Origin of the sequence: Actinacidiphila sp. DG2A-62 (assembly GCF_035825295.1) — a bacterium.
In the GTDB taxonomy this organism is placed as follows: Bacteria; Actinomycetota; Actinomycetes; order Streptomycetales; family Streptomycetaceae; genus Actinacidiphila.
Genome location: NZ_JAYMGI010000002.1, coordinates 325,190 through 350,020, shown reverse-complemented (window position 1 = coordinate 350,020; position 24,831 = coordinate 325,190). Strand labels below are relative to the sequence as shown.

Here is a 24,831-nt window from a genome sequence, read left to right as displayed (position 1 = left end):
CGTGCTCCGGTCCGCTGCCCGCGGCCCGCACCGCCGCGTGGAGTACGACGCCGGTCCGCGCACGGCGGCGGTCCACGCACGGCACCGGCCCGCCCACGCCCAGCCGCCCGGACCGGCCGGGCGGTCAGCGTATCCCGGTGACCCGCCCGCCCCGGGACGGCACACCCGAGGGCCGCCGGGAGAGCGCCCGCGGCCGGGTGTCCATCCTGCTGGCTGCCCGACATCCGTCCAGACTGCGGGATCGGCTCGCGCCCGCGCGATTCCTACGGTGAGCCCCATGACCGAGAACAAGCCCAAGTCCTCCCGTTCCCGCGGGCGTTCGAAGCCGATCCTCGCCGCCGCGGTGACCGCCGTGGTGGCGGCGGCCGTGGCGGCCACCCTCCTCCCGGGGAACGCGGCAGGCGCGACCCGCCCCGCGCATGCCGCCGCGGCCACCCCGTCGGCCGGCGACCCGTCCGGCGCCGCAGCGGCCCGTGCGGCGACGTACGCCGCCGCCCACGCGACCTCCCTGGCCTGGGGCGCGTGCCCCACCGGGACGCCCGCCCCGCAGCAGTGCGCGCGGATCGAGGTGCCGCTGGACTACGCCGCCCCGCACGGCCGCGCCATCGGCATCGAGATCTCGCGCGTCCCGGCGCGCAAGCCGGCCGAGCGCAAGGGCGTCCTCGTCCTCAACGGCGGTGGGCCCGGGTCCAGCCTGGACGTCCCGACACTGATGGGCGGCCTGCTGCCCGACCAGGTGCGGGACCGCTACGACCTGGTCGCCTTCGACCCGCGCGGCATCGGGCACAGCACACCGATGACCTGCGGGCGCGACGCCGGCGAACTCGTCCGCGAGGAGCAGCTGGAAGTGCTGTCGTTCCCCGCCGCGAACGGCGACATCAGCCGCAACGTCGCCTTCGCACGCCAGACCGCCGCCCGGTGCGCGGCGCACTCCGGCGACCTGCTGCCGTACCTGACCACCGCGAACATCGCCCGGGACATCGACCGCATCCGCCAGGCACTCGGCGAACGCACGGTCTCCTACTACGGCATCTCGTGGGGCACCTACCTCGGCGCGGTCTACCGCACACTGTTCCCGCAGGAGATCGACCGGATGGTCATCGACAGTTCGGTCGACCCCGGCAAGCGGGGCTATGACGACTTCCGCACCTTCAGCGCCGCCATGGAGGACCGCTGGCCGGACCTCGCGCGCTTCGCCGTCGCCCACCAGGACCTGCTGCACTTCGGCGGCACACCGGCCCAGGTGCGCCGCACGTACCTGCGGCTGACCGCCGCGCTCGACCGGCGCCCGGTGACGGTGGCCGGCACCGCGACCCCCGTCGACGGCAACCTGGCACGGCTGTTCACCTGGCAGCTGTCCTACAACGACGCCAGCATGATCCCCACCGACGACGCGCCGGTGCCGCCCCTGGCCCAGCTGTGGCGCGCGGCCGCCGACCTGGCCGCCGGCCGCGGCACCGCGGCCGACCGCGCCTACGTCGTCGGCCTCACCAACGACTTCGTCGCCGGCGGCACGCTCGACGGGGTGCCGCAGGACAACCTGTTCACCGTGGGCTGGGCGATCAGCTGCGGCGACCAGGCGTGGCCGCGCGACACCGCGCTGTACCGGCGCAACGTCGCCGCCGACCGCGCCGCGTACCCGCTCACCGCGGGAGCGCCGGCGAACATCGCGCCCTGCTCGGCCTGGGCCGTGCGCCCCACCGCGCCCGAGCCGAAGGTGCGGCCGCTGGGCAAGCGCAACGTGCTGATCCTGCAGAACCTCCGCGATCCGGCGACTCCGCTGGCCGGCGCCCGCGCGATGCGGCGCGCCATGGGCGACGACGCCGTCATGGTCGAGGTCGACGCGGGCGGCCACGGCGTCCTGGTCCACCCGCACCCGAGCGCCTGCGCCATCGGCGCCCTGAGCGCCTACTTCGTCTCCGGGGCCCTGCCGGACCGGGACACCCGCTGCGCCGCGTGAGCCGCACCCGCCCGTAGCACCGCGGGCCCCCGCCGCGTGTCCGCAGCCGTCGTGCCTGCCCCGCGACGCCCGGTACGGGTGCTCGCGGCCGGACCCACCGGTGCCGGCGGGTCCGGCCGGCGGGCGGCCGCGGGCCCGCCCCACGCGGGTCCGCGGCCTCCCCCTGCCTCCCACCCGCCCGGCAGCAGGCCCGCGCGCGCGAACAGGGCCGGTCGCCGGTGTGACGGTTGAGGCGTCTCGGTGTGCCGGATTTACAACGTTACACATACCCGACCGGCTCGCCGCAAGAGGCCGGGCGGGACTCGTGCGGCCGGCGTCCCGCGCCGTCCGGTGCGGCCCCGCGCCCGGACGGCGGCACCGGCCCGGGTCCGCCGCGTCCGCGGCCGGCGTGCCCGAATCGGGCGCAACCAGCCGGGGATAGCGCTCTCCCGGGCATCGTCTTTCTGACCCGTGCGAGGCCGCGGCGGCGCACACTCCGGGCATCACCGACCGACGGGACAGCCTGCGCGGGCGACTTCTGCGCAGCCTCTGGACAGCGTCCCCGGTCCGTGCTGTCATGCCGGTTGACCACTCTGCTTTTCAACGTTGGAATATTCCCGGGAGCCGTCAGGACCGACTCCCGGCCCCGTCCCCCACGATCCCCCGATGCGCCAGGAGGCGGCCCCCATGCCCCTGAACCGCAGGCACTTCGTCACCACCGCGCTCACCGCGGCCGGGGCGAGCGCGCTCCCGCTCGCCGCTCCCGGCGCCGCGCACGCCGCCGACGGCACGCGGACCGCCCGCGCCGAGTCGTCCCCGAAGGTGGCGCCCGCCGCCGGCGGGCTCTACTCGCCCAACGCCGCGCCGCTGGCCCCCACCGCCTTCCTGCGGCTGCCGCCCGGCGCGGTCACCGCGCGCGGCTGGCTGGACGCCCGCCTGCGGCAGGAACTGGCCGGGCTGTGCGGCCAGTACGCCGCCACCTCGCACTTCCTGGTGATGGCGAACACCGGCTGGGTGCACCCCGACAAGACCGGCTGGGAGGAGGTCCCGTACTGGCTGCGCGGCTACGTGGACCTGGCGATCCTCACCCAGGACGCAACGGCGCTCGCCGCCGTCCGCCAGTGGATCGACGCGATCGTGGCCACCCAGCAGTCCGACGGCTTCTTCGGGCCCACCGCGCTGCGCACCCAGCTCGGCGGCGGCCCCGACTTCTGGCCGTACCTCCCGCTGACCTGGGCGCTGCGCAACTGGCAGGAGTACAGCGGCGACACCCGGATCGTGCCGTTGCTCACCGCGTTCTTCCGGTACATGAACGCGCAGGGCCCCTCCGCCTTCAACCAGAGCTGGGTGTCGGTGCGCTGGGGCGACGGCCTGGACAGCGTCTTCTGGCTCTACAACCGCACCGGCGCCTCCTTCCTGCTCGACCTCGCCGACAAGATCCACGCCAACGGCGCCAACTGGGTGAACAACCTGCCGAGCCTGCACAACGTCAACATCGCGCAGGGCTTCCGCGAGCCCGCCCAGTACGCGCTGCGCTCCCCGTCCACCGCGCTCACCCAGGCCGCCTACAACAACTACTCGTCGGTGATGAGCGGTTACGGCCAGTTCCCGGGCGGCGGCTTCGCCGGCGACGAGAACGCCCGGCCTGGCTTCGGCGACCCCCGGCAGGGCTTCGAGACCTGCGGCATCGTGGAGTTCATGGCCAGCCACGAACTGCTGGCGCGGATCACCGGCGACCCGGTGTGGGCCGACCGCTGCGAGGAACTGGCGTTCAACTCGCTGCCCGCGGCGCTCGATCCGTCCGGCAAGGGCGTCCACTACATCACCAGCGCCAACAGCGTCGACCTGGACGACACCGCCAAGACGCAGGGCCAGTTCCAGAACACCTTCGCCATGCAGGCGTTCATGCCGGGCGTCGACCAGTACCGCTGCTGCCCGCACAACTACGGCATGGGCTGGCCCTACTTCACCGAGGAACTGTGGCTGGCCACCCCCGACAACGGGCTGGCCGCCGCGATGTACGCGCCCAGCAAGGTCACCGCCAAGGTCGCCGACGGCACCGCGGTCACCATCACCGAGACCACCGACTACCCCTTCGACGGCACGGTCACCCTGACCGTCTCCACCCCCAAGGCGCTCGCCTTCCCGCTCTATCTGCGCATCCCCGGCTGGTGCGGCTCACCGCAGGTCACCGTCGCCGGCGCCGCGGTCTCCGCCGCGGCCGGCCCCTCCTGGACAGTGGTCCGCCGCACCTGGAACAACGGCGACACCGTCGTGCTGACGTTCCCACAGCCCACCACCCTGCGCACCTGGCCGGGCAACCACGGACTCACCGCGGTCGACCGCGGACCGCTCACGTACTCCCTGAGCATCGGCGAGAACTACGTGCAGTTCGGCGGGACCTCGCAGTTCCCCGAGTACGAGGTGCACGCCACCACGCCCTGGAACTACGGGCTCGCGCCCGACGACGGCAGCTGGACGTTCATCCGAAGCGGCGGCTCGCTGCCCGCCGACCCGTTCACCCGCGACACCGTACCGGTCAAGATCACCGCGCCGGCGCGGAAGATCGCCGAGTGGCAGGCCGACAGCCAGCACGTGGTCGCCCCGCTGCAGGACTCGCCGGCGCTGAGCACCGCCACGGTCGAGACCGTCACGCTCATCCCGATGGGCGCCGCCCGGCTGCGGATCTCCGCGTTCCCCACCGCCTCGCCCACCGGCCACCGCTGGCAGCCGGCCGCCGCCTACCGGCTGATCCGCAACAAGAACTCCGGGAAGGTCATGGGCGTCGACGTGATGTCGACCGCCAACAGCGCCCACGTCGTGCAGTTCGACGACAACGGGACCGCCGACCACCTGTGGCAGCTGATCGACAACGGCGACGGCTGGTACCGCATCCGCAACCTCAACTCGCAGAAGGTGCTGGGCGTCGACCTGATGTCGACCGCCAACAGCGCCCAGGTGGTGCAGTTCGACGACAACGGGACCGCCGACCACCTGTGGCAACTGGTCGACAACGGCGACGGCTGGTACCGCATCCGCAACAAGAACTCCGGCAAGGTGCTGGGCGTCGACCTGATGTCGACCGCCAACTCCGCCCCCGTCGTGCAGTTCGACGACAACGGGACCGCCGACCACCTCTGGCAGTTCGTGTGACGCCGCCCTCCTCCCGACCGCTCGCGACCAGGACGGAACCCCCCACCGTGACCTCCGACCAGACCCCCGCCGCAGGGCCGGCGCGGCGCGACATGCTGCGCTGGAGCGCCGCCCTGACCGCCGCCGCGGCCGGCGGCCTGCTCACCGCGGGTGCCGCCCACGCCGCCGCTCCCGCACCGGCCGGCGCCGCCCCCGCACTCGCCCGCGGCGCCGCGCCCGCCGCTGCCGCCGCCTCGACCTTCGGCCCGATCCGCCCGCCGGCGGTGCCGCTGGCCGTCCGCTCCCCCTACTTGTCCACCTGGCTGCCCGGCGACAACCTCGCCGGCACCTGGCCCACCTTCTGGACCGGGCACATCACCGCCCTGTGCGGCCTGGCCAGGATCGACGGCGCCGGATACGTCTTCGCCGGCGCCCCCTCGGTCCCCGGCACCACGTTCACCCCCATGCAGCAGGTGTCGCTGCGGCTCACCGCGACCCGCTCGATCTACACCCTCCAGGGCGGCGGCGTCACACTGACCGTCACCTTCTTCTCCCCGGTCGATCTCGGCAACCTCCAGCGCCAGAGCGTGCCGCTGTCCTACGTCACCGTGCAGGCGGCGAGCAGCGACGGCCGCGCGCACAGCGTCGACATCCACCTCGACGTCTCGGGGGAGTGGGTGCACGGCGACAGCTCCACGCCGATCACCTGGGCGCAGACCCAGGCCGGATCGCTGACCGTGCTCAGCTGCCAGCCCGCCGGCCCGGCGTGCTCGCCGAGAACGGCGACATGGCCTCCTGGGGCCGCATGGTGCTCGCCGCCCCCAGCAGCGGCCTGACCTGGCAGATCGGACAGGACACCGTGGTGCGCGCGGCCTCCGCCGGCACCGGCCGGCTCAGCGGCGGCGTCGACTCCGCGCAGCCGCGCGCGATCAACGACCGCTGGCCGGTGCTCGGCGTCAACCACGACTTCGGGACCCTCGCCGCCGGCGCCACCTCGGCGGCCTTCACCGCCGTCCTCGGCCACGTCCGCACCCCCGCCGTCAGCTACCTCGGCGCCCAGCTCCAGCCGTGGTGGACCCACTACTGGGGTTCGTGGACCGACATGGTCTCCTGGTTCGCCGCCGACCACGACGCCGCGCTGACCGCCGCCACCGCCCTGGACCAGAAGATCCACGACGACGCCTCGGCGGCCGTCGGCGGCGGCAGCACCGGCGAGAACTACGCCGCGGTGTGCGCCCTCGCGCTGCGCCAGGCTGTCGCCGGCACCGAACTGGCCGACCGCGGCGGCAGCCCGTGGGCGTTCCTGAAGGAGATCTCCTCCGACGGCAACATGTCGACCGTCGACGTCACCTACCCGGCCTTCCCCGCCTACCTCTACCTCTCCCCGGCCTACCTGCGGCTGCTGCTCGAACCGATCCTCGACTACGCCGAACGCGGCGGCTGGCCCAAGCAGTTCGCCGAGCACGACCTCGGCTCCAGCTACCCCAACGCCACCGGGCACAACGACGGCAACGAGGAGGACATGCCGGTCGAGGAGTCGGCCAACATGCTGATCATGGCCGCGGCCCTGGTCCAGCGGCTGCCCGCCGCCGACGCCGCGTCCTTCGCCGCCGCCCACTACCCGATCCTGCGCCAGTGGGCGGAGTATCTGGTCGGCAACGCCCTCGACCCCGGCTTCCAGAACCAGACCGACGACTTCACCGGCTTCATCGCGCACAGCGCCAACCTCGCGCTCAAGGGCATCGTCGGCATCGGCGCGATGGGCGTGATCGCCAGGACCGCGGGCAACAGCCCCGACGCCGCGCACTACACCGGCGTCTCGCGCAGCTACATCAGCCGGTGGACGACGCTGGCGCACGACTCCTCCGGCAGCCACCTCAAGCTCGCCTACGACCAGGACGGCACCTGGAGCCTGAAGTACAACGGCTTCCCGGACCGCCTGCTCGGCCTGGACCTGGTCCCCACCGGCATCGCCGACCTGGAGGCGAACTGGTACGCCGCGCACGCCGGCACGTACGGCGTCGTGCTCGACCCGCGCAACGACTACACCAAGGCCGACTGGGAGGTGTGGACCGCCGCCTGGCTGGCCGGCCACGGCGCCGCCCGCGACGCGCTGGTCAACGGCGTCTACCACTTCGCCGACTCCACCGGTCAGCGGGTGCCGTTCAGCGACTGGTACGTGGTCGCGAGCGCCGCACAGCGCGGCTTCCAGGACCGGCCGGTGGTCGGCGGCGTGTTCGCGCTGCTGCTGCCGCCCGCGCAGTCGACCGTGCACTGGTTCCGCGTCCAGAACCGCAACTCCATGAAGGTGCTCGCCGTCTCCGGCATGTCCCAGTCCGACAGCGCCGAGGTCACGCAGTACACCGACAACGGCACCGCGGACCACGTGTGGACCATGCTCGACAACGGCGACGGCACGGTCCGGCTGCAGAACCTCAACAGCGGCAAGGTGCTGGCCGTCCACGACCAGAGCCTCGACGACGGGGCGCACGCCCAGCAGTACCAGGACAACGGCACGCCCGACCACAACTGGCGGATCGTCGACAACGGCGACGGCTGGTCGAAGATCGTCAACGTCCGCTCCGGCAAGGTGCTGGCCGTGGACGGCATGTCGCAGGCCGACTCCGCGCAGGTCACCCAGTGGACCGACAACGGCACCGCGGACCACCTGTGGAGGTTCATCTGAGCTGAGCCGGCGCCCTCCCGCCGTCCGGGCGCAGGGGCGCCGGTCGAAGACACCGGCACGAAGCGCGAGTGGGCGCGCGTGAGTGCCGGGAAGGGCGCGTGGCGACCGGCCGGCGGCAGGAACAGGCCGGCCGCCACGCGCCCGTACTCCGCGCTGCGCGCGGGGCCGTGAAGGCCCGCCCGAGGCGGCCGCACGAGGCAGCGGCAGGCCGGGGCGCACGGATGGCGCGCACGGTGCGCGCTTCTGCCGGCCGGGGTCGGGAGCCGGGGGCCGGCGGGCCCGCGGATCAGGTCAGCGGCGGCGGAGCAGGGATCGGCGAGGGCTCGGGCGTCGGCACCGGCCCCGGGCCGGGGGTCGGCGGGATCGGGTCGGGCCCGGGCGACGGCGGCGAGGGCTCCGGCCCCGGAGGCGTCGGTACGGGATCGGGCGCGGGGCCCGGCACCGGACGCGGGTCGGGCGGGGGCGTCGGGTCGGGTCCCGGCGGGGGCTCGCCCGGCGGCTCGGGACGCGGTGGCATCGGGAACGGGTCAGGAGTCGGCTCTGTCATGGCCGTCATGGCGGTCTCCGACGGGTCGGGCGGAACGCGGTCGGCGCCCCGCGGCTGAAGGGCCCCCGCGCCGCCTCCGCGGACCGGGGCCCCGGACGCCTTCACGCGTACCCGGTGGGCCCGTGGGCATGCCGGGGCCTCCCGTGCGGGTGAAAGAGCGCCGGCGCGGAAACCGCGCGCCCGCTCGCCGAGTCACTCCGGTCAGGCGCGGCACGCGCCGCGGGCCGGCCCGGCACGGACGCCACCGCACGGCCCCGCGGAGCCCCGCCGCGGCCGAACGGCAGCGGAGCGGAAGGGAGCACGGCGTGGCCGACGAGGACCGGGCGGATCCGGGGCCGGCGAACCCGGCGGGCAAGCGGGAGCAGCGAGACGCCGGCGAGGACCGGGACGAGGCGGGGCGGCGCGGCGGCGAGGCTCGGGAGGATCGCGGCGGCCGGCGCGGCGGCGCGGGCGGGGAGGGTGCCGGGCGGGCCGGCGGCGCGGGCGGAGACGGTGCCGGGCGGGCCGACGGCGGGAACGGGGACGAAGCCGAGGGCTGCCGCTCAGGCGCGGACCGCGGTGACGGGGACGGGGCATCGCGGCGCGGCGGCGAGGCCGGGGGCGCCGGTGGGGACCGGGGCGCGTGCGGCGGCCGGCGCGGCGGCGGGGGTCCGGCTGCCGGGGGATCTGCCGGGCGGGTGGCCGGGCTGGCGCACGTGCGGATCACGGCGGCGGACGAGGCGAGCGCGTACCGCGTCTTCGATGCTCTCGTGGAGCGCTTTCCCGGGGTGGAACCCCCGGTCCGCCGCCCTTCCCGGCACGGCCTGGTGGTGCTCGCCGTGGTCGCGCCGACCTCACCCGGACGGACCAGTTGACCGCGCCGCGTCACCGGCCGCCCGGCGGACGCGCAACGGCCCCCGTCCATCGCCGATTTCGCCGGTCGCCCCCGGCGCCTCGCGGCCCCCGGCGACGCCCGCGCGGCGCGCGGGCGCGGACCGGACGGCGTGGGATGCCAGCAGTGCCGGCCACCCCACGAGCGGTCGCCCGACCGCCCCGGCACCGGAGAAGACCATGCGCGCTGCACGTATATCCGCCGCCGCCCTCCTCGCCGGCTCCGCGCTCGCCCTCGCGGTCCCGGCGGCGACCGCCGCGACCGCCGACTCGGGCGCCGACTCCGGCTCCGGCTCGAACATCACCTCGTTCGGCTTCAGCGTCTCCCCGACCACCGTCGCCCCCGGCGGCGTGGTGACCCTCCAGGTCACCGGGTGCGACAAGACCGCCACCGCCTCGGCCCCGGCGCTCTTCGACGACGTGACGCTGCGCGGCAGCGGCTCCACCAAGTCGGCCACCGCCACGGTCGGCGCCGACGCCAAGCCCGGCGCACAGTACGACGTGACCTTCTCCTGCGGCGGCGAGAAGGGCAGCACGCCGCTGACCATCAGCACCGGCGGTCCGATCACCCCGGTCACGCCCACCGGCCCGGTGCACACCGGCTTCGGCGGAGGCGTGTCCGGTCCCGACACGACGGAGGTCGTTTTCGGCGTCGCCCTGGCCGGCGCGGCCGGCGTGCTGCTGTTCCGCCGCTCCCGCGCACCCCGCCACTGAACGCCGCTGATCCCCTCGCCGATCCCACCACCGATCCGCGCCACTGATCCGCACCGCCGGCGCGCGTCCCACCGACGCGCGCCCACCGACCCGGGCTCCGGCCCAGCAGGGACGCACAAGCCATGCCCGCCTCCTCCGCCGACGACGCGACCCGCAGGTCCCGCGGCACGCTCGCGCTGGTGACCGTGCTGCTCGTCGGGGCATGGCTGGTCCACGACGGAGAGCGCTCCACCGCGCCGCCGCAGCCCGGCCCGGGCCCCTCCGCGGCGGCGGCCGACGGGACCGCGGCCGGCGGGACCACCGGGACCGGGACCACCGGGGCCGGGACCGCGAGGGCCGCCCCGCCGCTGCCGCGCTCGACGCCGGTGCGGGTGCGCATCCCCGCGGTCTCGGTGGACGCGCCGCTGGTGCGGCTGTCGCTGGACGCCGCCGGAGTCCTCCAGCCGCCGCCCGCGGACCGGCCCGCGGAGGCCGGCTGGTTCGCCGGCGGCGTCACCCCCGGGGAGCGCGGCACCGCGGTCCTGGCCGGCCATGTCGACACCAGGAGCGGCCCCGCCGTCTTCTACGGCCTCGGCGCCCTGCGCGGGGGCCAGAGCGTGCGGGTGGACCGGGCGGACGGCGGTGCCGCCGTCTTCACGGTGGACGCCGTGCGCGTCTTCGCCAAGGACGCCTTCCCCTCCCGCGAGGTCTACGGCGCGGCCGACCGCCCCGAGCTGCGGCTGATCACCTGCGGCGGCGACTACAGCGCCCGCACCGGCTACACCGGGAACGTCGTGGTCTTCGCCCACCTCACCGGCGCCGCGCCGGCCGCCGGGCACGAGTCCCCGGCCGAGCGGGGGACTCCGCGCACGCCTGGTGGATAATGGCAGCAATGCCGACAAACCAGGCAGTTCCCCGGCGCGACTCCGGAGCAGGTGGATGACAGCTCGCAGAAGGCCGGAGCACGGCCGGTACGACCCGCGCATCGGGCTGTCCTCGACGGGCGGCGCCCGGCCGCGCCCGCGTCCGATCGGCCAGGGCGAGCGGCTGGCGATGAGCGGCGTCGGCAGCTTCGACTGGGACCTGGACGCCGGCGTGCTGGACCTGGACGACGCCGGCCTGGAGGTCTTCGACCTGCGGCCCGAGGAGTACGACCGCCGGCCGGAGAGCCTGGTGCTGCGCGTCACCCCCGAGGAGGGCGCCAGGATCGACGCGGCGCTGCGCACCGTGCTGGACTCCGGCCGCCGCAGCTACGCCGGGTACTTCCAGATCACCCGGCGCGACGGCGTCAAACAGTGGACCCACGCCCAGGGCACCGTGCTGCGCGACGAGGACGGGGTGCCGTACCGCATGGTGGGCATCGTCCGCGACGCCCGCGAACCGGACCAGCCGCTCTCCCCGGACGGCAGCCGCCCGGAGAGCGATCTCCCAGGAGTGTCCTCGACCGTCCGCCGCACCACCGAGGCGCTGTCGCACGCGGTCACCGTGGACGACGTGATCGCCGTGCTGACCGGCGCGGGCGGCCTGGAGCGGTTCGGCGCCGACGCGCTGACCCTGGGCCTGGTGGAGGGCGGCAACCTGCGGATCGCCGCGGTCAGCGGCGACCCCCCGATCGGCTTCGCCACCACCTGGGTGCGCCGGCTCGACGACTCGCTGCCGCTGTGCGAGGCGGTGGTGCGGCAGCGGCCCCGCTACTCGACCTCCTTCGAGGACCTCGCCGCGCACTTCCCGCTGCTGCCGCCGTACGTCGCGGGCGGCGGCGGGCACGACGCCTCCGCGTTCCTGCCGCTGGTCGCCGAGGCCCGCGCGATCGGCGGGCTGGCGCTGTTCTACCGCAAGAAGGACGAGTTCACCGAGCAGGACCGCGAGCTGTGCGGCGCGCTGGCCGGAGTCCTCGCCCAGTCCCTGCAACGGGCGATCCTCTTCGACCAGGAGCGCGAGTTCGCCACCGGCCTGCAGTCCTCGATGCTGCCCCGGCACATCCCGCGCTTCGACGGCGCCGAGATAGCCGTGCGCTACCACGCCGCCTGGAGCGGCCGCGAGGTCGGCGGCGACTGGTACGACGTGGTGGCGCTGCCGCAGAACCGGGTCGGGCTGGTGGTGGGCGACGTCCAGGGTCACGACACGCACGCCGCGGCCGTGATGGGCCAGCTGCGGATCGCGCTGCGCGCCTACGCCGCCGAGGGCCACCCGCCGTCCACCGTGCTGGCGCGCGCCTCGGGCTTCCTCGCCGAACTGGACACCGAGCGCTTCGCGACCTGCGCCTACGCGCAGCTCGACCTGGTCACCGGAACGGTGCGCGCGGCCCGGGCCGGCCACCTCGGCCCGCTGATCCGGCACACCGACGGCCGGACCGGCTGGCCGAACGTGCGCGGCGGCCTCCCGCTGGGCCTGGCCACCACCATGGGCCTCGGCGAGTTCCCCGAGACCCGGCTGGACCTGGTGCCCGGCGAGACCCTGGTGTTCTGCACCGACGGCCTGGTCGAGGAGCGCGGCACCGACATCACCATCGGGATGGAGGCGCTGGCGGAGTCGGTGCGCGACGGCCCGCAGCGCGCCGAGGAGCTGGCCGACCACCTCGCCGACAACCTGTGGGAGCGCTGGGGCTCCAACGACGACGTGGCGCTGCTGATCCTGCGCCGCACCCCCGACTTCGGCACCCGGCGCGCGCCGCGCATCCACCAGTACGTCCACCAGGCCGACCCCGAGGGGCTGGCCGAGGCCCGCGCCGCGCTGCGCCAGGCGCTCGGCGACTGGGAGCTGACCGAGATCGCCGACGACGTGGAGCTGGCCGCCGGCGAACTGCTGGTCAACGTGCTGCTGCACACCGAGGGCGGCGCGGTGCTGACGCTGGAGGTGCTGCCCGACCCGGTGCGCCGGGTCCGGCTGTCGGTGCAGGACCGCTCCAGCGTGTGGCCGCGCCGCCGGACACCCGGCGAGGCGGCCACCTCCGGCCGCGGACTGCTGATGATCGACGCGCTGGCGCAGCGCTGGGGCGTCGAGCCGCGGGGCGACGGCAAGGCCGTCTGGTGCGAGTTCGGCCCCGCGGCCGGCGCCAGGACGACGGCGGTCAGCTCGCGGTGAGCGCCGTGTCGTCCACCACGAAGGACGTCTGCAGCTTGGAGCCCTCCACACCGGTGAACTTCAGCGTCACCGTCTGCCCCGCGTAGGCGCCGAGGTCGGCGGTGTGCTGCTGGTAGCCGGAGGCCGCGTTCACGTTGGAGTACGACCCGACGGTGGCGAGCACCGTGCCCGAGGAGTTCAGCACCTGCACCTTCAGCGTGTCGTAGGCGGTCGACCCGGTCTCCGCGGTGTCGATGTGCAGCCAGTACGAGAGCGAGGCCGCGCAGCCGGACGGGATCGCCACCGACTGCGAGAGGGTGTCCGTGGTGGCGGTGCCGTAGCCGTCGAGCCACGCCTTGTACGAACCGCTGTGCGCCGCCTCGCCGCTGTCGTTGTTGATCACACCGCTGCTCGCGGACCAGGACGAACTGCCCGATTCGAAGCCGGGGTTGAGCAGCTTCTGGCCGGGGCTGGCGCAGCTTCCGGTGCCCCCGGTGGTGCTGCCGCCGGTGGTCGTGCCGGACGTGGTGCCGCTCGTGGTGCCCGAGGTGGTGCCTCCGGTGGTGCTGCCGGAGCCCGAACCGGCCAGCCACGCCGTGGCGTTGAGGGCGAGCGCGGCGTCCGTGCCGGCCGGGTCGTTCCACCCGTCGTACAGCGTGTTGCCGGACTGGCCGGTGCCGTCGTCGACCGGCGAGCTGTCGCCCCAGATCGCCACCCGGCCGCTGCCGAAGGTGCTGGTGGCGAAGAACGCGCCGGTGTTGCCCGAGTAACCCGTGCGGTACAGCAGGCCCTTGACGTTCGGGTTGTCGCCCGGCTTGAGGGTGAAGGTGGTGCCGTCGCGCAGGATGCTGCCGGTGACCGTGCCGAACGGGCCGTGCAGCACCGGGTTGGAACTGTCGCTGATCGCACGGGGGTTGTCGGTGCTGACGTCGAGCAGGTCGACGGAGAAGCCGAACGGGTCGGTGTTGTCGACGCCGTTGTTCGTCAGCAGGTCGTTGATCACGCAGGGCGAGTCGCAGCCGTCGTTGTTGCGGTCGCTGTTGTTGTGGTCGGAGATGATGAACAGCCCGCCGCCGTTCTGCACGAACGTCATCACCGCGGTCTTCTCCGCGGCGCTGAGCTTCACGTTCGGCTCGTCGATGACGAAGGTGTCGAACTTGCTCAGGTCCTGCGCCGAACTGCCGCCGTAGGTGATGGTCCGGCCCGACGGCAGGGTGTTGAGGACGTAGCCGCCGGACTTCTGCAGGGCCACGCCCCATGAGGACAGCGCGCCGGTCCAGTCGGTCTCCACACTGGGCGAGGAGTCCTGGCCCAGCGGGTCGGGCTGGCTGGTGCTGATGATCCAGTCGGCGTTGCCGGCCGTCTCGGCCTTGGTGTTGTCGAACAGCACACGGTGGGTGGTCGCCGCGGCGGGTGCGGCGGCGGGAGCGGTGGCCGGAGCGGCCTGCGCGCTGCCCGCAGCGATGCCGGCCGCGCCCAGTGCGAGCGTGCCCAGCGCGGCGGCCGCGCCGAGCAGCACGCGGCCGTGCGGAGTACGGGACCCGAGCATCCGTCAACCTCCTGGTGGGGTGGGGGTGGGAGGAATGTGCGTGGGGGGACAGGTGCGAGGTGCTGTGTCGGGCGGGGCAATGGTGTCGAGAGAAATTCTGCGCGCGTAGAACCCGCTCGGGGTGTGCGCTGTGTGAGCAAACGGTGAACGCTGCGTGGAGGATCGGGCGGCGCCCGCCCCCGCCGCGGTCCGTCCCGCGACCGCCCGCAGTTGCCGCCGCCGTCCCCGCCGCCGCGCCTGCCGCCGCCCCCTCCGCCCGGCCCACGCCCGGCCCACGCGCGGCCCTCGCCCAGCCCACGCGCGGCCCTCGCCCAGCCCCCGCGCGGCCCCGGCCGCATGGCGGGCCCCGCGGGTCGGGGGAAGGATGGCCGTGAACCGCATGGACCGCCGCCGCACGGGTACCCGGAGCGGTCACGAGGAGGTACGTCATGGCCATCGCCACCGTGAACCCCGCGACCGGGGAGACCGTCAAGACCTTCGACGCGCTGGACGCCGACGGCGTCGAGGAGCGCGTCGAACGGGCCCACCGCACCTTCCGCGACTACCGTCTCACCGACTTCGCCTCCCGCGCCGCCCTCCTCACGGCCGCCGCCGACCTGCTGGACAAGGAGCGGGACGAGATCGCCCGCACCATGACCCTGGAGATGGGCAAGACGCTGGCCGCCGCCAAGGCCGAGGCGGCCAAGTGCGCCAAGGCGATGCGCTGGTACGCCGCCCACGCGGAACGCCTGCTGGCCGACGAGCACCCGGACGAGGCCGACGTCGCCGACAGCGGCGCGCACCGCGCCTACGTCCGCTACCGGCCGCTGGGCGTGGTGCTCGCCGTGATGCCGTGGAACTTCCCGCTCTGGCAGGTGGTGCGGTTCGCGGCCCCCGCGCTGATGGCCGGCAACACCGGACTGCTCAAACACGCCTCGAACGTCCCGCAGACCGCCCTCTACCTCGGCGACCTCTTCCACCGCGCGGGCTTCCCGGCCGGCTGCTTCCAGACCCTGCTGGTCGGCTCAGGCGCCATCGAGGACATCGTGCGCGACCCCCGGGTGGCCGCCGCGACCCTCACCGGCAGCGAGGGCGCCGGCCGCGCGGTCGCCTCGGTGGCCGGCGACGAAATCAAGACGACGGTGCTGGAACTCGGCGGCAGCGACCCCTTCGTGGTGATGCCGTCGGCCGCCGGCGAACTCGACGACGCGGTGCACACGGCGGTGACCGCCCGGGTGCAGAACAACGGCCAGTCCTGCATCGCCGCCAAGCGCTTCATCGTCCACGCGGACGTCTACGAGGACTTCGCCCAGCGGTTCCGGCGCGCGATGAGCGCTCTGAGGGTCGGCGACCCGATGTCCGACACCACCGACATCGGCCCGCTCGCCACCGAACAGGGCCGCGCCGACCTGGAGGAACTCGTGGACGACGCGGTGTCCCAGGGCGCCCGCGTGCTGTGCGGGGCCCGCCGCCCCAAGGCGCTGGAGTCCGGCTGGTACTACGAGCCGACCGTGCTCGCCGACGTCACGCCGCACATGCGCGTCCACCGCGAGGAGGCCTTCGGCCCCGTCGCGGTGCTGTACCGGGCGGACGACCTCGACGCGGCGGTGGCCCTCGCCAACGACACGCCCTTCGGCCTCAGCTCCAACGTCTGGACCCGCGACACCGACGAGCAGCGCCGGTTCGTCCGCGACCTGGAGGCCGGCGGCGTCTACTTCAACGGCATGACCGCCTCGCACCCGGCGCTGCCCTTCGGCGGCGTCAAGCGCTCGGGCTACGGCCGCGAGCTGTCCGGCCACGGCATCCGCGCCTTCTGCAACGTCACCACCGTCTGGTACGGCCGCTGACCGCCCGCGGCGCCCGCGCTCAGCGGGCGCCGGCCAGATGCCGGCCGTAGAAGCCGGCCAGCTGGCGCACGGCGCGGGCGACGTACTCGGGCCGGTCGTACAGGTCGTAGTGCGTGGCCCCCTCGATCACGAGCAGATCCTTCTCGCCGGCGGCCCGGCGGAACAGCTCCTGGCCGTCCCGGAAGGAGCCGAAGCCGCCCTGCCGCCCGCCGACGACGATCTGCAGCGGCTGGGTCAGCAACTCCTCGGCCAGGTGGAAGGCGTCGAAGGCGAGCACCGAGGCGTTGCTGGTGAAAAGCAGCGTGTTGGGCGACCTGTCGTGCCGGCCCCTGGGCGTGCGGTAGTAGTCGACGGCCTCCAGCGCGTCGATGTCGGTGACGCCCGCCGCGCGCGCCTCCCGCGGGCCGGCCGGCGTCCACGGCGCGAGCAGCGGCGGCTCCCCGCGGGCCTGCGCGGTGCGCTGCGCGCCGATCTCCTCCAGCAGCGCCAGGGCCGCGCCCGGTGAGCCGTCGCCCTGCCGGCGCGCCCGGCCGATGTTCACCCCGACGACCGTGCCGACGGCCCTGATCCGGTGGTCGGTCATGGCGGCGTTCACCGCGTACCCGCCGCCGGCGCAGACGCCGAGGACGCCGATCCGACCCGGGCCGACGTACTCCAGGGTGGTCAGGAAGTCGACCGCGCACCGGACGTCCTCGACCCGGGCGGCCGGCTCCTCGGCGTACCGCGGCTCGCCGCCGCTCTCGCCCTGGCAGGAGGCGTCGAAGGCCAGCGCCACGAACCCCCGCTCCGCCAGCCGGGCCGCGTAGATCCCCGCGGTCTGCTCCTTGACCCCGCTGCCCGGGTGCACGCACACCACGGCCGCGTAGGAGCGTCCCGGGTCGAAGCCGCCGGGCAGGTGGAGGTTCGCGGCGATCTCCACGCCGCCGTTCCTGAAGGTGGTGCGCTGGACTGTCTGCTGCATCGTGGACCCTTGAGTGCGCTGGTCACGGCGTCCCTTCCGGGACCGTACGCACGCCAGTCTGCTCGCGGCCCACCGGACGGTGAATGCCTGGGAGTGGCGAGAAGTTGCTCGGGAGTCCGACAATGGGCGGCATGGCCGACCCCCTCTCGGACATCCTCGCGCTCGTCGGCGCCCGCTGCGCGGTCACCGGCGGGCTCCGCGCCGGCGGGCGGTGGTCCCTGCGCTTCCGGCCCGACGCGGCGGTCAAACTCGACGCCGTCCGCCACGGCTCCTGCTGGCTGGTCGTCGACGACGGCGAGCCGGTGCGGCTGACCGCGGGCGACGCCGTCGTGCTCAACCACGCCGGCTCCATGGTGCTGTGCAGCGACCCCGCGCTGCGCCCCGTCGACGCGCCCGAGACCGCGGAGCGCACCCCGGCCGGCCTCCGGTGCGTCGGCAGCGGGGACGACGTCGCGATCATCGGCGGCCACGTCGACGTCGACCCCGCCGCGGCCGGCCTGTTCACCTCGGCCCTGCCGACCGTCGTCCACGCGCGGGCGCGCAGTACGGAGGCGGCCGAGATCCGGCGCCTGCTGGAGCGCATCGCCGACGAGGACGCGCGGGGCCTGCCGGGCGCCGCCTTCGCCGCGGACCAGCACGCCCAGCTGCTCCTGCTGCACGTGCTGCGCGTCGGCCTCCGGGATGGAGCGCTCTCCCACCCCGGCTGGCTCCGGCTGCTCGCGGACCCGCAGCTGCGCCCCGCGGTGAACCTCCTGCACGCCGACCCCGCCCGCCCCTGGGGCCTGGCCGAACTCGCCGCCGCGGCGCGGATGTCACGCAGCCACTTCGCGCACCGCTTCCGCGAGGTCTCCGGTCTGCCCCCGCTCACCTATCTCGCGCACTGGCGGGTCAGGCTCGCCGAACGCGCCCTGCGCACCTCCGACACCACCGTCGCCGCGCTGGCCGAGCGCCTCGGGTACGCCTCGGAGAGCTCCTTCAGCCACGCCTTCACCCGGGTGGCCGGAGTCTCCCCGGCCCGCTACCGCCGCGAGTCCGCCGCCGGCCGACCGGCCGCCGAGCGGGCGGGGCCGACGGGCGCGGCCTGGCGGAACCAGCCGCTCGCTAGCAGAACCAGCCGTCCTGGACCCAGCCGTGCCGGTTGATGTCGCCGTAGGCGAAGCCGTAGACCCAGGAGCCGTCCAGCTGCTCCACCAGGAAGGTCTGGCCCTGGTAGAGCGTGCCGGTCCAGGCGCCGAGCGGCGCGGTCCTGACGTAGAGGTCCTGGGCGCAGACGGTCTCGCGCACCCCCACGGTGCCGTTCGCGGCCTGGGCGGGGGCCGCCACGGCGACCAGCGCGGAGGCGGCGAGCACCGCGGCGCCCGCGGCGGTGGTCAGGGTGCGCAGTGCGGTACGCGGCAACGGCATGATGCGGCTCCTCGGCCGGAAACGGGACGCGGGGACGTGAACAGGGCAGGGAGGGGTGGGACGGCGGCACACCAGGGCGCCGGGAGGGACGCCCGGCCCGCCTGGGTCACCAGGAGTCGTAGCCCCCGATGCACTCGATCCGCAGGTAGCCCCAGTCGTTCGGGCCGTAGTCGAAACTCGCGGCCCAGCCGTTGTAGACCGGGTGCGAGCCGGGGGTGTGGCCGATCTTGTCGCCGTACGGCAGCACGCGCAGCAGGCCGGAAGGGCCGTTGGCGCTGTCGTAGTTGGCGTAGAAGCTGGCGCTCTGGCAGACCACGATCGCGTGCTCGGGCGGCACGGCCGCCTCCGCGTCGGGCAGCAGCGCGGTGAGCACGGGGGCGGCCAGCGCACAGGCGGCCAGGAGGGTGCGGCGACGTCGCGTCATGTCACGTCCGGAGGTGAGGGGGGGACCGGAGGCTACGCGCGTCAACTCTAAGCAGAGTGACGAGGCCCTGACAACAGTGCCGGACGACAGTGCCGGGGCCGGCCCGACGGCCGGCCCCGGCACCGCGATGAGCACGGGACGCGCGCGGTCACCGCCGTGTCCGCGCGGTCACCGCGCCGCGGCCGCTCACTGCGACACGCGGACGTAGTCGATCAGCATCTTCTGCGGCAGCACGGTCGTGGCGTCCGGGTTGCCCGGCCAGTCGCCGCCGATCGCGTTGTTGAGGATGATGTAGAACGGGTGGTCGTACACCCAAGGGCCTTTGGTCTGCTCCAGGTTGGCCCGGTCGACGGTGAAGAAGGCGTGGCCGTCCACCGCGAACGTCATGTGCGAGGAGTCCCAGTCCAGGGCGTAGGTGTGGAAGTCGGAGGCGAAGTCGGAGCCGGCGATCGTGTACGGCGAGCCGAAGCCGCCGCCCCCGTAGTAGGCCGGCGCGTGGATCGTGGAGTACACCGAGTCCGCGACCTTGCCGACGTGCTCCATGATGTCGATCTCACCGCAGTTGGGCCACGGCGTGCCGGTCTTGAAGTTCGACCCGAGCAGCCAGAACGCCGGCCACAGGCCCTGCGTGCCGCTGACCTTGATGCGCGCCTCGACGTGCCCGTAGGTGAAGTTGAAGTGGTCCGAGGTGTTGATCCGGCCCGAGGTGTACTGGCCGGAGGCCTCCTTCCTGGCCTCGATCACGAGGTTGCCGTTGCCGTCCATCGAGGTGTTGTCGCCGTTGGTGTAGTACTCCAGCTCGCCGTTCTGGCCGTTGCCGGGGTCCTGCGTCCACTTGGAGGTGTCCGGCTTGGTGCCGGCCGCGCCGTTGAACTCGTCGCTCCACACCAGGTGTTCGGGGTTGCCCGGGTTCGGCGGCGTGGCCGGCGGGGCGGTCGGGTTGCCGCCGGTGCCGTACACGTCGAAGGTCCACAGCGAGTAGCCGTAGCCGTTGCTGCGCGCGGTGCCGTACATCCGCACGTAGCGGCCGGTGCCGTCCACGGTCAGGGTCTCCTTGAAGCCCTTGCCCGTGGTGGTCGAGTAGACGCTCGTCCAGTTGCTGCCGTCGGGCGAGACCTGGATCTGGTACGCGGTCGCGTACGCCGGGTCCCACTGGAGCACGACCTTGGTGATGTGCGCGGTCGCGCCGAGGTCCACCGCGATCCAGCCCGGGTCCACCCAGCCGTTGACGTCGCTGGTCGCCCAGCGGGTCGCAGGGTCCTCGTCGAACGCCTTGGCCGGCGTGCACGCGGGGCAGTTGCCGTCGTCCTGGTACGTCGAGGCGGTCGCCGGCTTGCCGTACGACAGCAGGGTGCCGCCGGGAGGCGGGGTGGTCCCGCCCGAACCGCCGCCGGTCGTACCGCCGTTGCCGCCGTCACCGCCGGTGAAGACCTGGAACTCCCAGAGCGAGTAGCCGTACTGGGTGGCGCGGGTGGTGCCGTACATCCGCACGTAGCGGCCGGTGGCGGCGAGGGTGATCAGCTCGGTGGCACCGGGGCCGTTGGCGGTGGAGTACGCCGTCGTCCAGTTGCTGCCGTCGGCCGAGGTCTGGATCTGGTACGCCTTCGCGTACGCGGTCTCCCAGCTCAGCTGGACGCCGCAGATGTTCTGCGAGCTGCCGAGGTCGACCTGGAGCCACTGGGGGTCGGAGGCGGCGCTGGACCAGCGGGTGCCGGTGTTGCCGTCCACGGCCGCCGAGGCCGGGGTGCCGGCGTTCTCGGTGGAGGAGGCGGTGGCGGTCTTGTTGAGCGCCGCGTTGGTGGTCGAGCAGGCGGAGCTGCCGTTGCCCGCGGTGCCGTAGACCTGGAACTCCCACAGGGAGTAGCCGTACTGGGTGGCGCGGGTGGTTCCGTACATGCGGACATAACGCCCGGAACCGTTTACGGAAAGCGTCTGCGTGCCGCCGGTCGCGGTGGTGGTGGAGTAGACGTCGGTCCAGGTGGCGCCGTCGGCCGAGGTCTGGATCTTGAACGCCTTGGCGTACGCGGTCTCCCAGTTGAGGGTGACCGAGCTGATGGTGTCGGTGGCGCCGAGGTCGACCTGGAGCCACTGGGGGTCGGAGGCGGCGCTGGACCAGCGGGTGCCGGTGTTGCCGTCGACGGCCGCCGTGGCCGGGGTGCCGGCGTTCTCGGTGGAGGAGGCGGTCGCGGTCTTGCCCTGCGACAGCAGCGTGCCGGCCGCGCGGGCCGGGGTCTGCGCGACCGCCAGGGCTATCGCCGCGACGAGCGCCGCGATGCTCAGGAAGATCACGGTGTGGGGGAGCCTGCGGGCCGCGCCGGCGGGGCCGAGCGGTCGGGGCGGGCTGGAAAGAGGTGGGGGGTTGCCGGTCAAGGCGTCTCCTGATGGTCGCCGAGGAAGCGGGAGAGAGCGTCCGAAAGCCGTGGGGAGAGCGCTCTCTGGTTGAGCGATGATTACGGCGCTGTCACCGGGACGTCAAGACGAGCGGCACGACATCGGCCCCGGGAGGACTTTCCCGGGGCCGCGGCCGGACAGGGCCGACGGGTCGTCAGCCCGCGCGCGAAGAGAGCGCTTTCCCAGGGGTGGACGGCGCGCCGCCGCCCACCGGCGTCACCCGGACCATGGTGGTGCCGTGCGCCGGCACCTGCGCGCTGATGGTCCCCTCCGTGCCCGAGGTCTGCTTCGACCACAGGTCCTTGACGGCGTACCAGGGCGCGTCGGCGAGGCCCGCCGCCCGCGCCGTGGTGGTGACGGTCGCGGGGGAGTCGTTCTCGTTGGTGAGGGTGACCGCGCGGGAGCCGTCGGTTAGCGGCTTGGTCATCACGTCGAGCCCGCCGGCGTCCGACACCACCGTGCCCTGCCGGCCCAGCGGGTCCTGGTCGACCGCGATGACGTCGCGGTTGCGCAGGATGTCGAGGGTCGCCTCGCTCGCCGAGCGCAGGTCGCTGCCGATGAGCAGCGGCGCGGCCATCTCCGCCCAGAGGCTGAAGTGGGTGCGGTACTCGGTGTCGGTCATCCCGCCGTTGCCGACCTCCAGCATGTCGGGGTCGTTCCAGCCGCCGGGGCCCGCGTAGGGGGCCAGCGGCTGGTTCTGGTGCACGATGCCGATCATGCTGGACCAGGTGTCCTTGATGTCGAAGGTGGTGCGCCAGGAGTTGCCGAGGGCCGGCGCCCAGGTCCAGGGCTTGTTCGTGCCCCACTCGCAGATGCTGTAGAGGATCGGCCGGCCGGTGGCCCTGAGCGCGTCGCCCATCGCGCGGTAGCGGGTCTGCGCGTCGGCCCCGGTGTTGTTGCAGTTGTCGTACTTCAGGTAGTCCACGCCCCAGGACGCGAAGAGATCGGCGTCCCGCTGCTCGTGGCCGAGGCTGCCGGGAAAGCCGTGGCTGTCGCAGGTCTTGGTGCCCGCGCTGGTGTACAGGCCGAACTTCAGGCCCCTGGCGTGCACGTAGTCCGCGACGGCCTTGATCCCGTCGGGGAAGCGGGCCGGGTCGGGCACGAGGTCGCCGGCGGCGTCGCGCTGCGGCAGCGCCCAGCAGTCGTCGATGTTGACGTAGGTGTAGCCGGCCGCCTTCAGGTCCTGCGACACGAGGAGGTCCGCGACGCTCTCGACCATCGCCTCGTCGAAGTCCGCGCGGCACTGCGTGGAGTTCCAGTTGTTGAAGCCCATCTGCGGGGTGCGGGCCAGCCCGTTGTCGACCGCCGCGGCCGGGGGAGCGGCGGCGGCCTGCACGACCGCGGTGGCCGCGACCGCGGTGGTGACGGCCGCGGCGACGGAGGCGCTCCCGGGCAGCGCGGCGCCCGCGGCCGAGCCCGCGGCGGCGAGCGCCAGCGCGGCGGCCGAGGCGGTGAAGCGCTGTCCCGCGGGCAGCCGGCGGGACTCCCGGCGCGGTCCGTCCGGACGCCGGGCGCGGAGCCGGCGTCCGCACCGTGACGGCGACGGCGGTCGGTGAGGCGACGACGGCGGCTCCGGGTGCGAAGACGGCTGCTTGTACGGCTGCTGCTTGTACGGCTGCTGCTCGTGCGACTGCTGCTCGTGCGACTGCTGCTTGTGCGGCTCGGGCATCTGCGGCTCCGGGGCGTTGCGGTGGCGGCGCCGGCCGGGGGCGTCGTGGACCGGGGACTCGGTGGACCCGGGACGCCGTGGACCCCGGGGCGTCGCCGTGGGCGCGGGACACCACCACACCACGGGCGCGCCTCCCCGGCATGCCGACGCCATCCGGCGGGGTGAACCGCGCGGGCGCGGCCGCGCCGCCGCCCGCCGCGCGCGCGGACCGACCTAGGCTGTGCCCGCAGCAGTGAGATCGCCGAGAGCGGGAAAGGGCACGGGATGCCCGACGTACCAGAACCCATGGTCAAGCTGGTCCGCTGGACCGCCGAGCCCGCCGCCGCGCAACTGCTGCGTTCCACCACCGCCGCGGTCATCGCCTACCAGGTCGCGGTCTGGCTGCTGCCGCAGCCGGCCCCGCTGACCGCGCCGCTGACCGCCCTGCTGGTCGTGCAGGTCACCCTCTACTCCACCTTGCGCACCGGCATCAACCGGGTGAACTCCGTCGTCGTCGGCGTGCTGATCGCGGTCGGCTTCAGCGCGCTGGTGGGCCTGAGCTGGTGGAGCCTCGGCCTGATCATCTTCGTGTCGCTGCTGATCGGGCGGACCGTGCGGGTCGGCGAGTTCGTCATCGAGGTGGCGATCAGCGCGATGCTCGTGCTCGGCGTCACCCAGGTGGCCAGCACCGCCTGGGACCGGGTCTACGAGACGCTCATCGGCGCCGGCGTCGGCATGCTGTTCAACCTGTTCTTCGCGCCGCCGGTGTGGGTGCAGTCCGCGGGCGGCTCCATCGAGGGGCTGGCGCGCCGGATGGCCGGGCTCTTCCGCGACATGGGCGGCGAGGTGGCCGGGCACCTGCCGGTGGAGCGGGCCGCGGCCCGGCTGCACGAGGCGCGCCGGGTGGACCACGCGATCGTGGAGGTCGACGCCTCGCTGCGGCAGGCCGAGGACAGCCTGCGCTGGAACCCCCGGGTCCGCGAGGGCGTGCTCTCCAGGATCGTGCTGCGCACCGGCCTGGACACCCTGGAGATCTGCGCGGTGGTGATGCGGGTGATCTCCCGCACCCTGACCGACCTGGCCAAGCACCGCACCGACGAGTCGCTCTTCCCCGACGACGTCGCGGCCGAGCTGGAGCGGCTGTTCGGCCATGTCGCCACCGCCATCCAGAGCTTCGCGGAGCTGATCACCACCCAGGTGGCCGCGAACGCCGAGAGCGCGGAGGAGCGGCTGGCCCAGGCACTCGCCGACAGCGCGCTCAGCCGCGACCGGACCGCCGAGATGCTGCTCGACGGCGTGCGCGCGCACCCGCGGCAGTGGCAGCTGCACGGCGCGCTGCTCGCCGAGGTGGACCGCATCCTGGACGAACTGGCGGTGGAGAAGCGCTCCGAGCGCCTGGTCGAGGAACTCGACCGCAACACCGCGGAGCTGAACGACCGCCACCCGAGGCTGCAACTGCTCCGCCGCCGGCTGGCCGGGAGCACCGTGGTGCAGCGCAGCTCGGCGCCGGTGCGGGCCGCCTTCGGCCGGTTCCCCGGCCGCGAGGACTGAGCCCTCGTCACCGCCCGGGCGCGGCGCCCCACATGGGAGCGCGCCCACGAATCCGTGCCGTCACGGGCATAGACGCCGCCGTAGCGCGTCTGTAACACTGCGCCAACATGCCCGCAAATTCTGAGCAGATCAACGACGAATCTGCAT

15 protein-coding genes and 2 pseudogenes are annotated in these 24,831 nt (G+C 74.1%); 11 read left to right on the top strand and 6 right to left on the bottom strand.

Annotated elements, in window-relative coordinates; genetic code table 11:
• Positions 1-277: 277 nt before the first annotated feature.
• The 8 genes and pseudogenes from VSR01_RS02005 (at position 278) to VSR01_RS01970 (ending at position 12,951) form a co-directional block, all read left to right on the top strand.
• Positions 278-1,960: an alpha/beta hydrolase gene (locus VSR01_RS02005; protein WP_326447564.1), complete on the top strand. Its 1,683-nt coding sequence runs from the start codon at positions 278-280 to the stop codon at positions 1,958-1,960.
• Positions 1,961-2,626: 666 nt separating this feature from the next.
• Positions 2,627-5,092: a beta-L-arabinofuranosidase domain-containing protein gene (locus VSR01_RS02000; RefSeq protein WP_326447563.1), complete on the top strand. Its 2,466-nt coding sequence runs from the start codon at positions 2,627-2,629 to the stop codon at positions 5,090-5,092.
• Between the two features lie 92 nt (positions 5,093-5,184).
• Positions 5,185-6,191 (top strand): annotated as a pseudogene (locus tag VSR01_RS01995) (DUF5127 domain-containing protein); the annotation flags it as partial.
• Complete coding sequence (locus tag VSR01_RS01990) at positions 6,174-7,757, top strand: glutaminase domain-containing protein (RefSeq protein WP_326453452.1); 1,584 nt, start codon at positions 6,174-6,176, stop codon at positions 7,755-7,757. The pseudogene VSR01_RS01995 and the gene VSR01_RS01990, both read left to right, overlap by 18 nt.
• Before the next feature lie 1,224 nt (positions 7,758-8,981).
• Positions 8,982-9,158 carry a hypothetical protein gene (locus VSR01_RS01985; RefSeq protein WP_326447562.1) on the top strand — a complete coding sequence of 59 codons (177 nt, stop codon included), beginning with the start codon at positions 8,982-8,984 and terminating at the stop codon, positions 9,156-9,158.
• 196 nt (positions 9,159-9,354) lie between these two features.
• Positions 9,355-9,888: a hypothetical protein gene (locus VSR01_RS01980; RefSeq protein ID WP_326447561.1), complete on the top strand. Its 534-nt coding sequence runs from the start codon at positions 9,355-9,357 to the stop codon at positions 9,886-9,888.
• Positions 9,889-10,010: 122 nt separating this feature from the next.
• Positions 10,011-10,751 (top strand): class F sortase, encoded by a 741-nt coding sequence (locus VSR01_RS01975; protein WP_326447560.1) that lies wholly within the window; start codon positions 10,011-10,013, stop codon positions 10,749-10,751.
• 55 nt (positions 10,752-10,806) lie between these two features.
• Complete coding sequence (locus VSR01_RS01970; RefSeq protein ID WP_442785388.1) at positions 10,807-12,951, top strand: SpoIIE family protein phosphatase; 2,145 nt, start codon at positions 10,807-10,809, stop codon at positions 12,949-12,951.
• On the opposite strand, the gene VSR01_RS01965 is transcribed toward VSR01_RS01970, so the two are convergent.
• On the bottom strand, positions 12,938-14,479 hold the full coding sequence (locus VSR01_RS01965; RefSeq protein WP_326447559.1) for a hydrolase: 1,542 nt from the start codon (positions 14,477-14,479) through the stop codon (positions 12,938-12,940). The genes VSR01_RS01970 and VSR01_RS01965 overlap by 14 nt on opposite strands.
• Positions 14,480-14,907: 428 nt before the next feature.
• Between VSR01_RS01965 and VSR01_RS01960 the strand changes: the two genes are divergently transcribed.
• Complete coding sequence (locus VSR01_RS01960; RefSeq protein ID WP_326447558.1) at positions 14,908-16,305, top strand: NADP-dependent succinic semialdehyde dehydrogenase; 1,398 nt, start codon at positions 14,908-14,910, stop codon at positions 16,303-16,305.
• 19 nt (positions 16,306-16,324) lie between these two features.
• On the opposite strand, the gene VSR01_RS01955 is transcribed toward VSR01_RS01960, so the two are convergent.
• Positions 16,325-17,266 carry an alpha/beta hydrolase gene (locus VSR01_RS01955; RefSeq protein WP_326447557.1) on the bottom strand — a complete coding sequence of 314 codons (942 nt, stop codon included), beginning with the start codon at positions 17,264-17,266 and terminating at the stop codon, positions 16,325-16,327.
• A gap of 131 nt (positions 17,267-17,397) precedes the next feature.
• On the opposite strand from VSR01_RS01955, the gene VSR01_RS01950 reads away from it, so the two are divergent.
• Entirely contained in the window at positions 17,398-18,408 is a 1,011-nt protein-coding gene (locus VSR01_RS01950; protein WP_326447556.1) for an AraC family transcriptional regulator, read from the top strand.
• Here VSR01_RS01950 and VSR01_RS01945 read toward each other — a convergent pair.
• The 4 genes and pseudogenes from VSR01_RS01945 to VSR01_RS01930 form a co-directional block, all read right to left on the bottom strand.
• Complete coding sequence (locus VSR01_RS01945; protein ID WP_326447555.1) at positions 18,368-18,670, bottom strand: hypothetical protein; 303 nt, start codon at positions 18,668-18,670, stop codon at positions 18,368-18,370. The genes VSR01_RS01950 and VSR01_RS01945 overlap by 41 nt on opposite strands.
• A 106-nt stretch (positions 18,671-18,776) precedes the next feature.
• Entirely contained in the window at positions 18,777-19,094 is a 318-nt protein-coding gene (locus tag VSR01_RS01940) for a hypothetical protein (protein WP_326447554.1), read from the bottom strand.
• Between the two features lie 186 nt (positions 19,095-19,280).
• Entirely contained in the window at positions 19,281-21,368 is a 2,088-nt protein-coding gene (locus VSR01_RS01935) for a discoidin domain-containing protein (RefSeq protein ID WP_326453450.1), read from the bottom strand.
• A 292-nt stretch (positions 21,369-21,660) separates the two neighbouring features.
• Positions 21,661-22,920: pseudogene (locus VSR01_RS01930) on the bottom strand (glycoside hydrolase family 27 protein); the annotation flags it as partial.
• Positions 22,921-23,418: 498 nt separating this feature from the next.
• On the opposite strand from VSR01_RS01930, the gene VSR01_RS01925 reads away from it, so the two are divergent.
• Positions 23,419-24,684: an FUSC family protein gene (locus VSR01_RS01925; RefSeq protein ID WP_326447553.1), complete on the top strand. Its 1,266-nt coding sequence runs from the start codon at positions 23,419-23,421 to the stop codon at positions 24,682-24,684.
• Positions 24,685-24,831: the final 147 nt, after the last annotated feature.

What these genes read in the sequence shown, in the direction of transcription:
- VSR01_RS02005 (WP_326447564.1), top strand. Translation starts at nt 278, where the DNA reads ATGACCGAGAACAAGCCCAAGTCCTCCCGTTCCCGCGGGCGTTCGAAG.
- VSR01_RS02000 (WP_326447563.1), top strand. Translation starts at nt 2,627, where the DNA reads ATGCCCCTGAACCGCAGGCACTTCGTCACCACCGCGCTCACCGCGGCC.
- VSR01_RS01990 (WP_326453452.1), top strand. Translation starts at nt 6,174, where the DNA reads ATGGTCTCCTGGTTCGCCGCCGACCACGACGCCGCGCTGACCGCCGCC.
- VSR01_RS01980 (WP_326447561.1), top strand. Translation starts at nt 9,355, where the DNA reads ATGCGCGCTGCACGTATATCCGCCGCCGCCCTCCTCGCCGGCTCCGCG.
- VSR01_RS01975 (WP_326447560.1), top strand. Translation starts at nt 10,011, where the DNA reads ATGCCCGCCTCCTCCGCCGACGACGCGACCCGCAGGTCCCGCGGCACG.
- VSR01_RS01970 (WP_442785388.1), top strand. Translation starts at nt 10,807, where the DNA reads ATGACAGCTCGCAGAAGGCCGGAGCACGGCCGGTACGACCCGCGCATC.
- VSR01_RS01965 (WP_326447559.1), bottom strand. Translation starts at nt 14,479, where the DNA reads ATGCTCGGGTCCCGTACTCCGCACGGCCGCGTGCTGCTCGGCGCGGCC.
- VSR01_RS01960 (WP_326447558.1), top strand. Translation starts at nt 14,908, where the DNA reads ATGGCCATCGCCACCGTGAACCCCGCGACCGGGGAGACCGTCAAGACC.
- VSR01_RS01955 (WP_326447557.1), bottom strand. Translation starts at nt 17,266, where the DNA reads ATGCAGCAGACAGTCCAGCGCACCACCTTCAGGAACGGCGGCGTGGAG.
- VSR01_RS01950 (WP_326447556.1), top strand. Translation starts at nt 17,398, where the DNA reads ATGGCCGACCCCCTCTCGGACATCCTCGCGCTCGTCGGCGCCCGCTGC.
- VSR01_RS01945 (WP_326447555.1), bottom strand. Translation starts at nt 18,670, where the DNA reads ATGCCGTTGCCGCGTACCGCACTGCGCACCCTGACCACCGCCGCGGGC.
- VSR01_RS01940 (WP_326447554.1), bottom strand. Translation starts at nt 19,094, where the DNA reads ATGACGCGACGTCGCCGCACCCTCCTGGCCGCCTGTGCGCTGGCCGCC.
- VSR01_RS01925 (WP_326447553.1), top strand. Translation starts at nt 23,419, where the DNA reads ATGCCCGACGTACCAGAACCCATGGTCAAGCTGGTCCGCTGGACCGCC.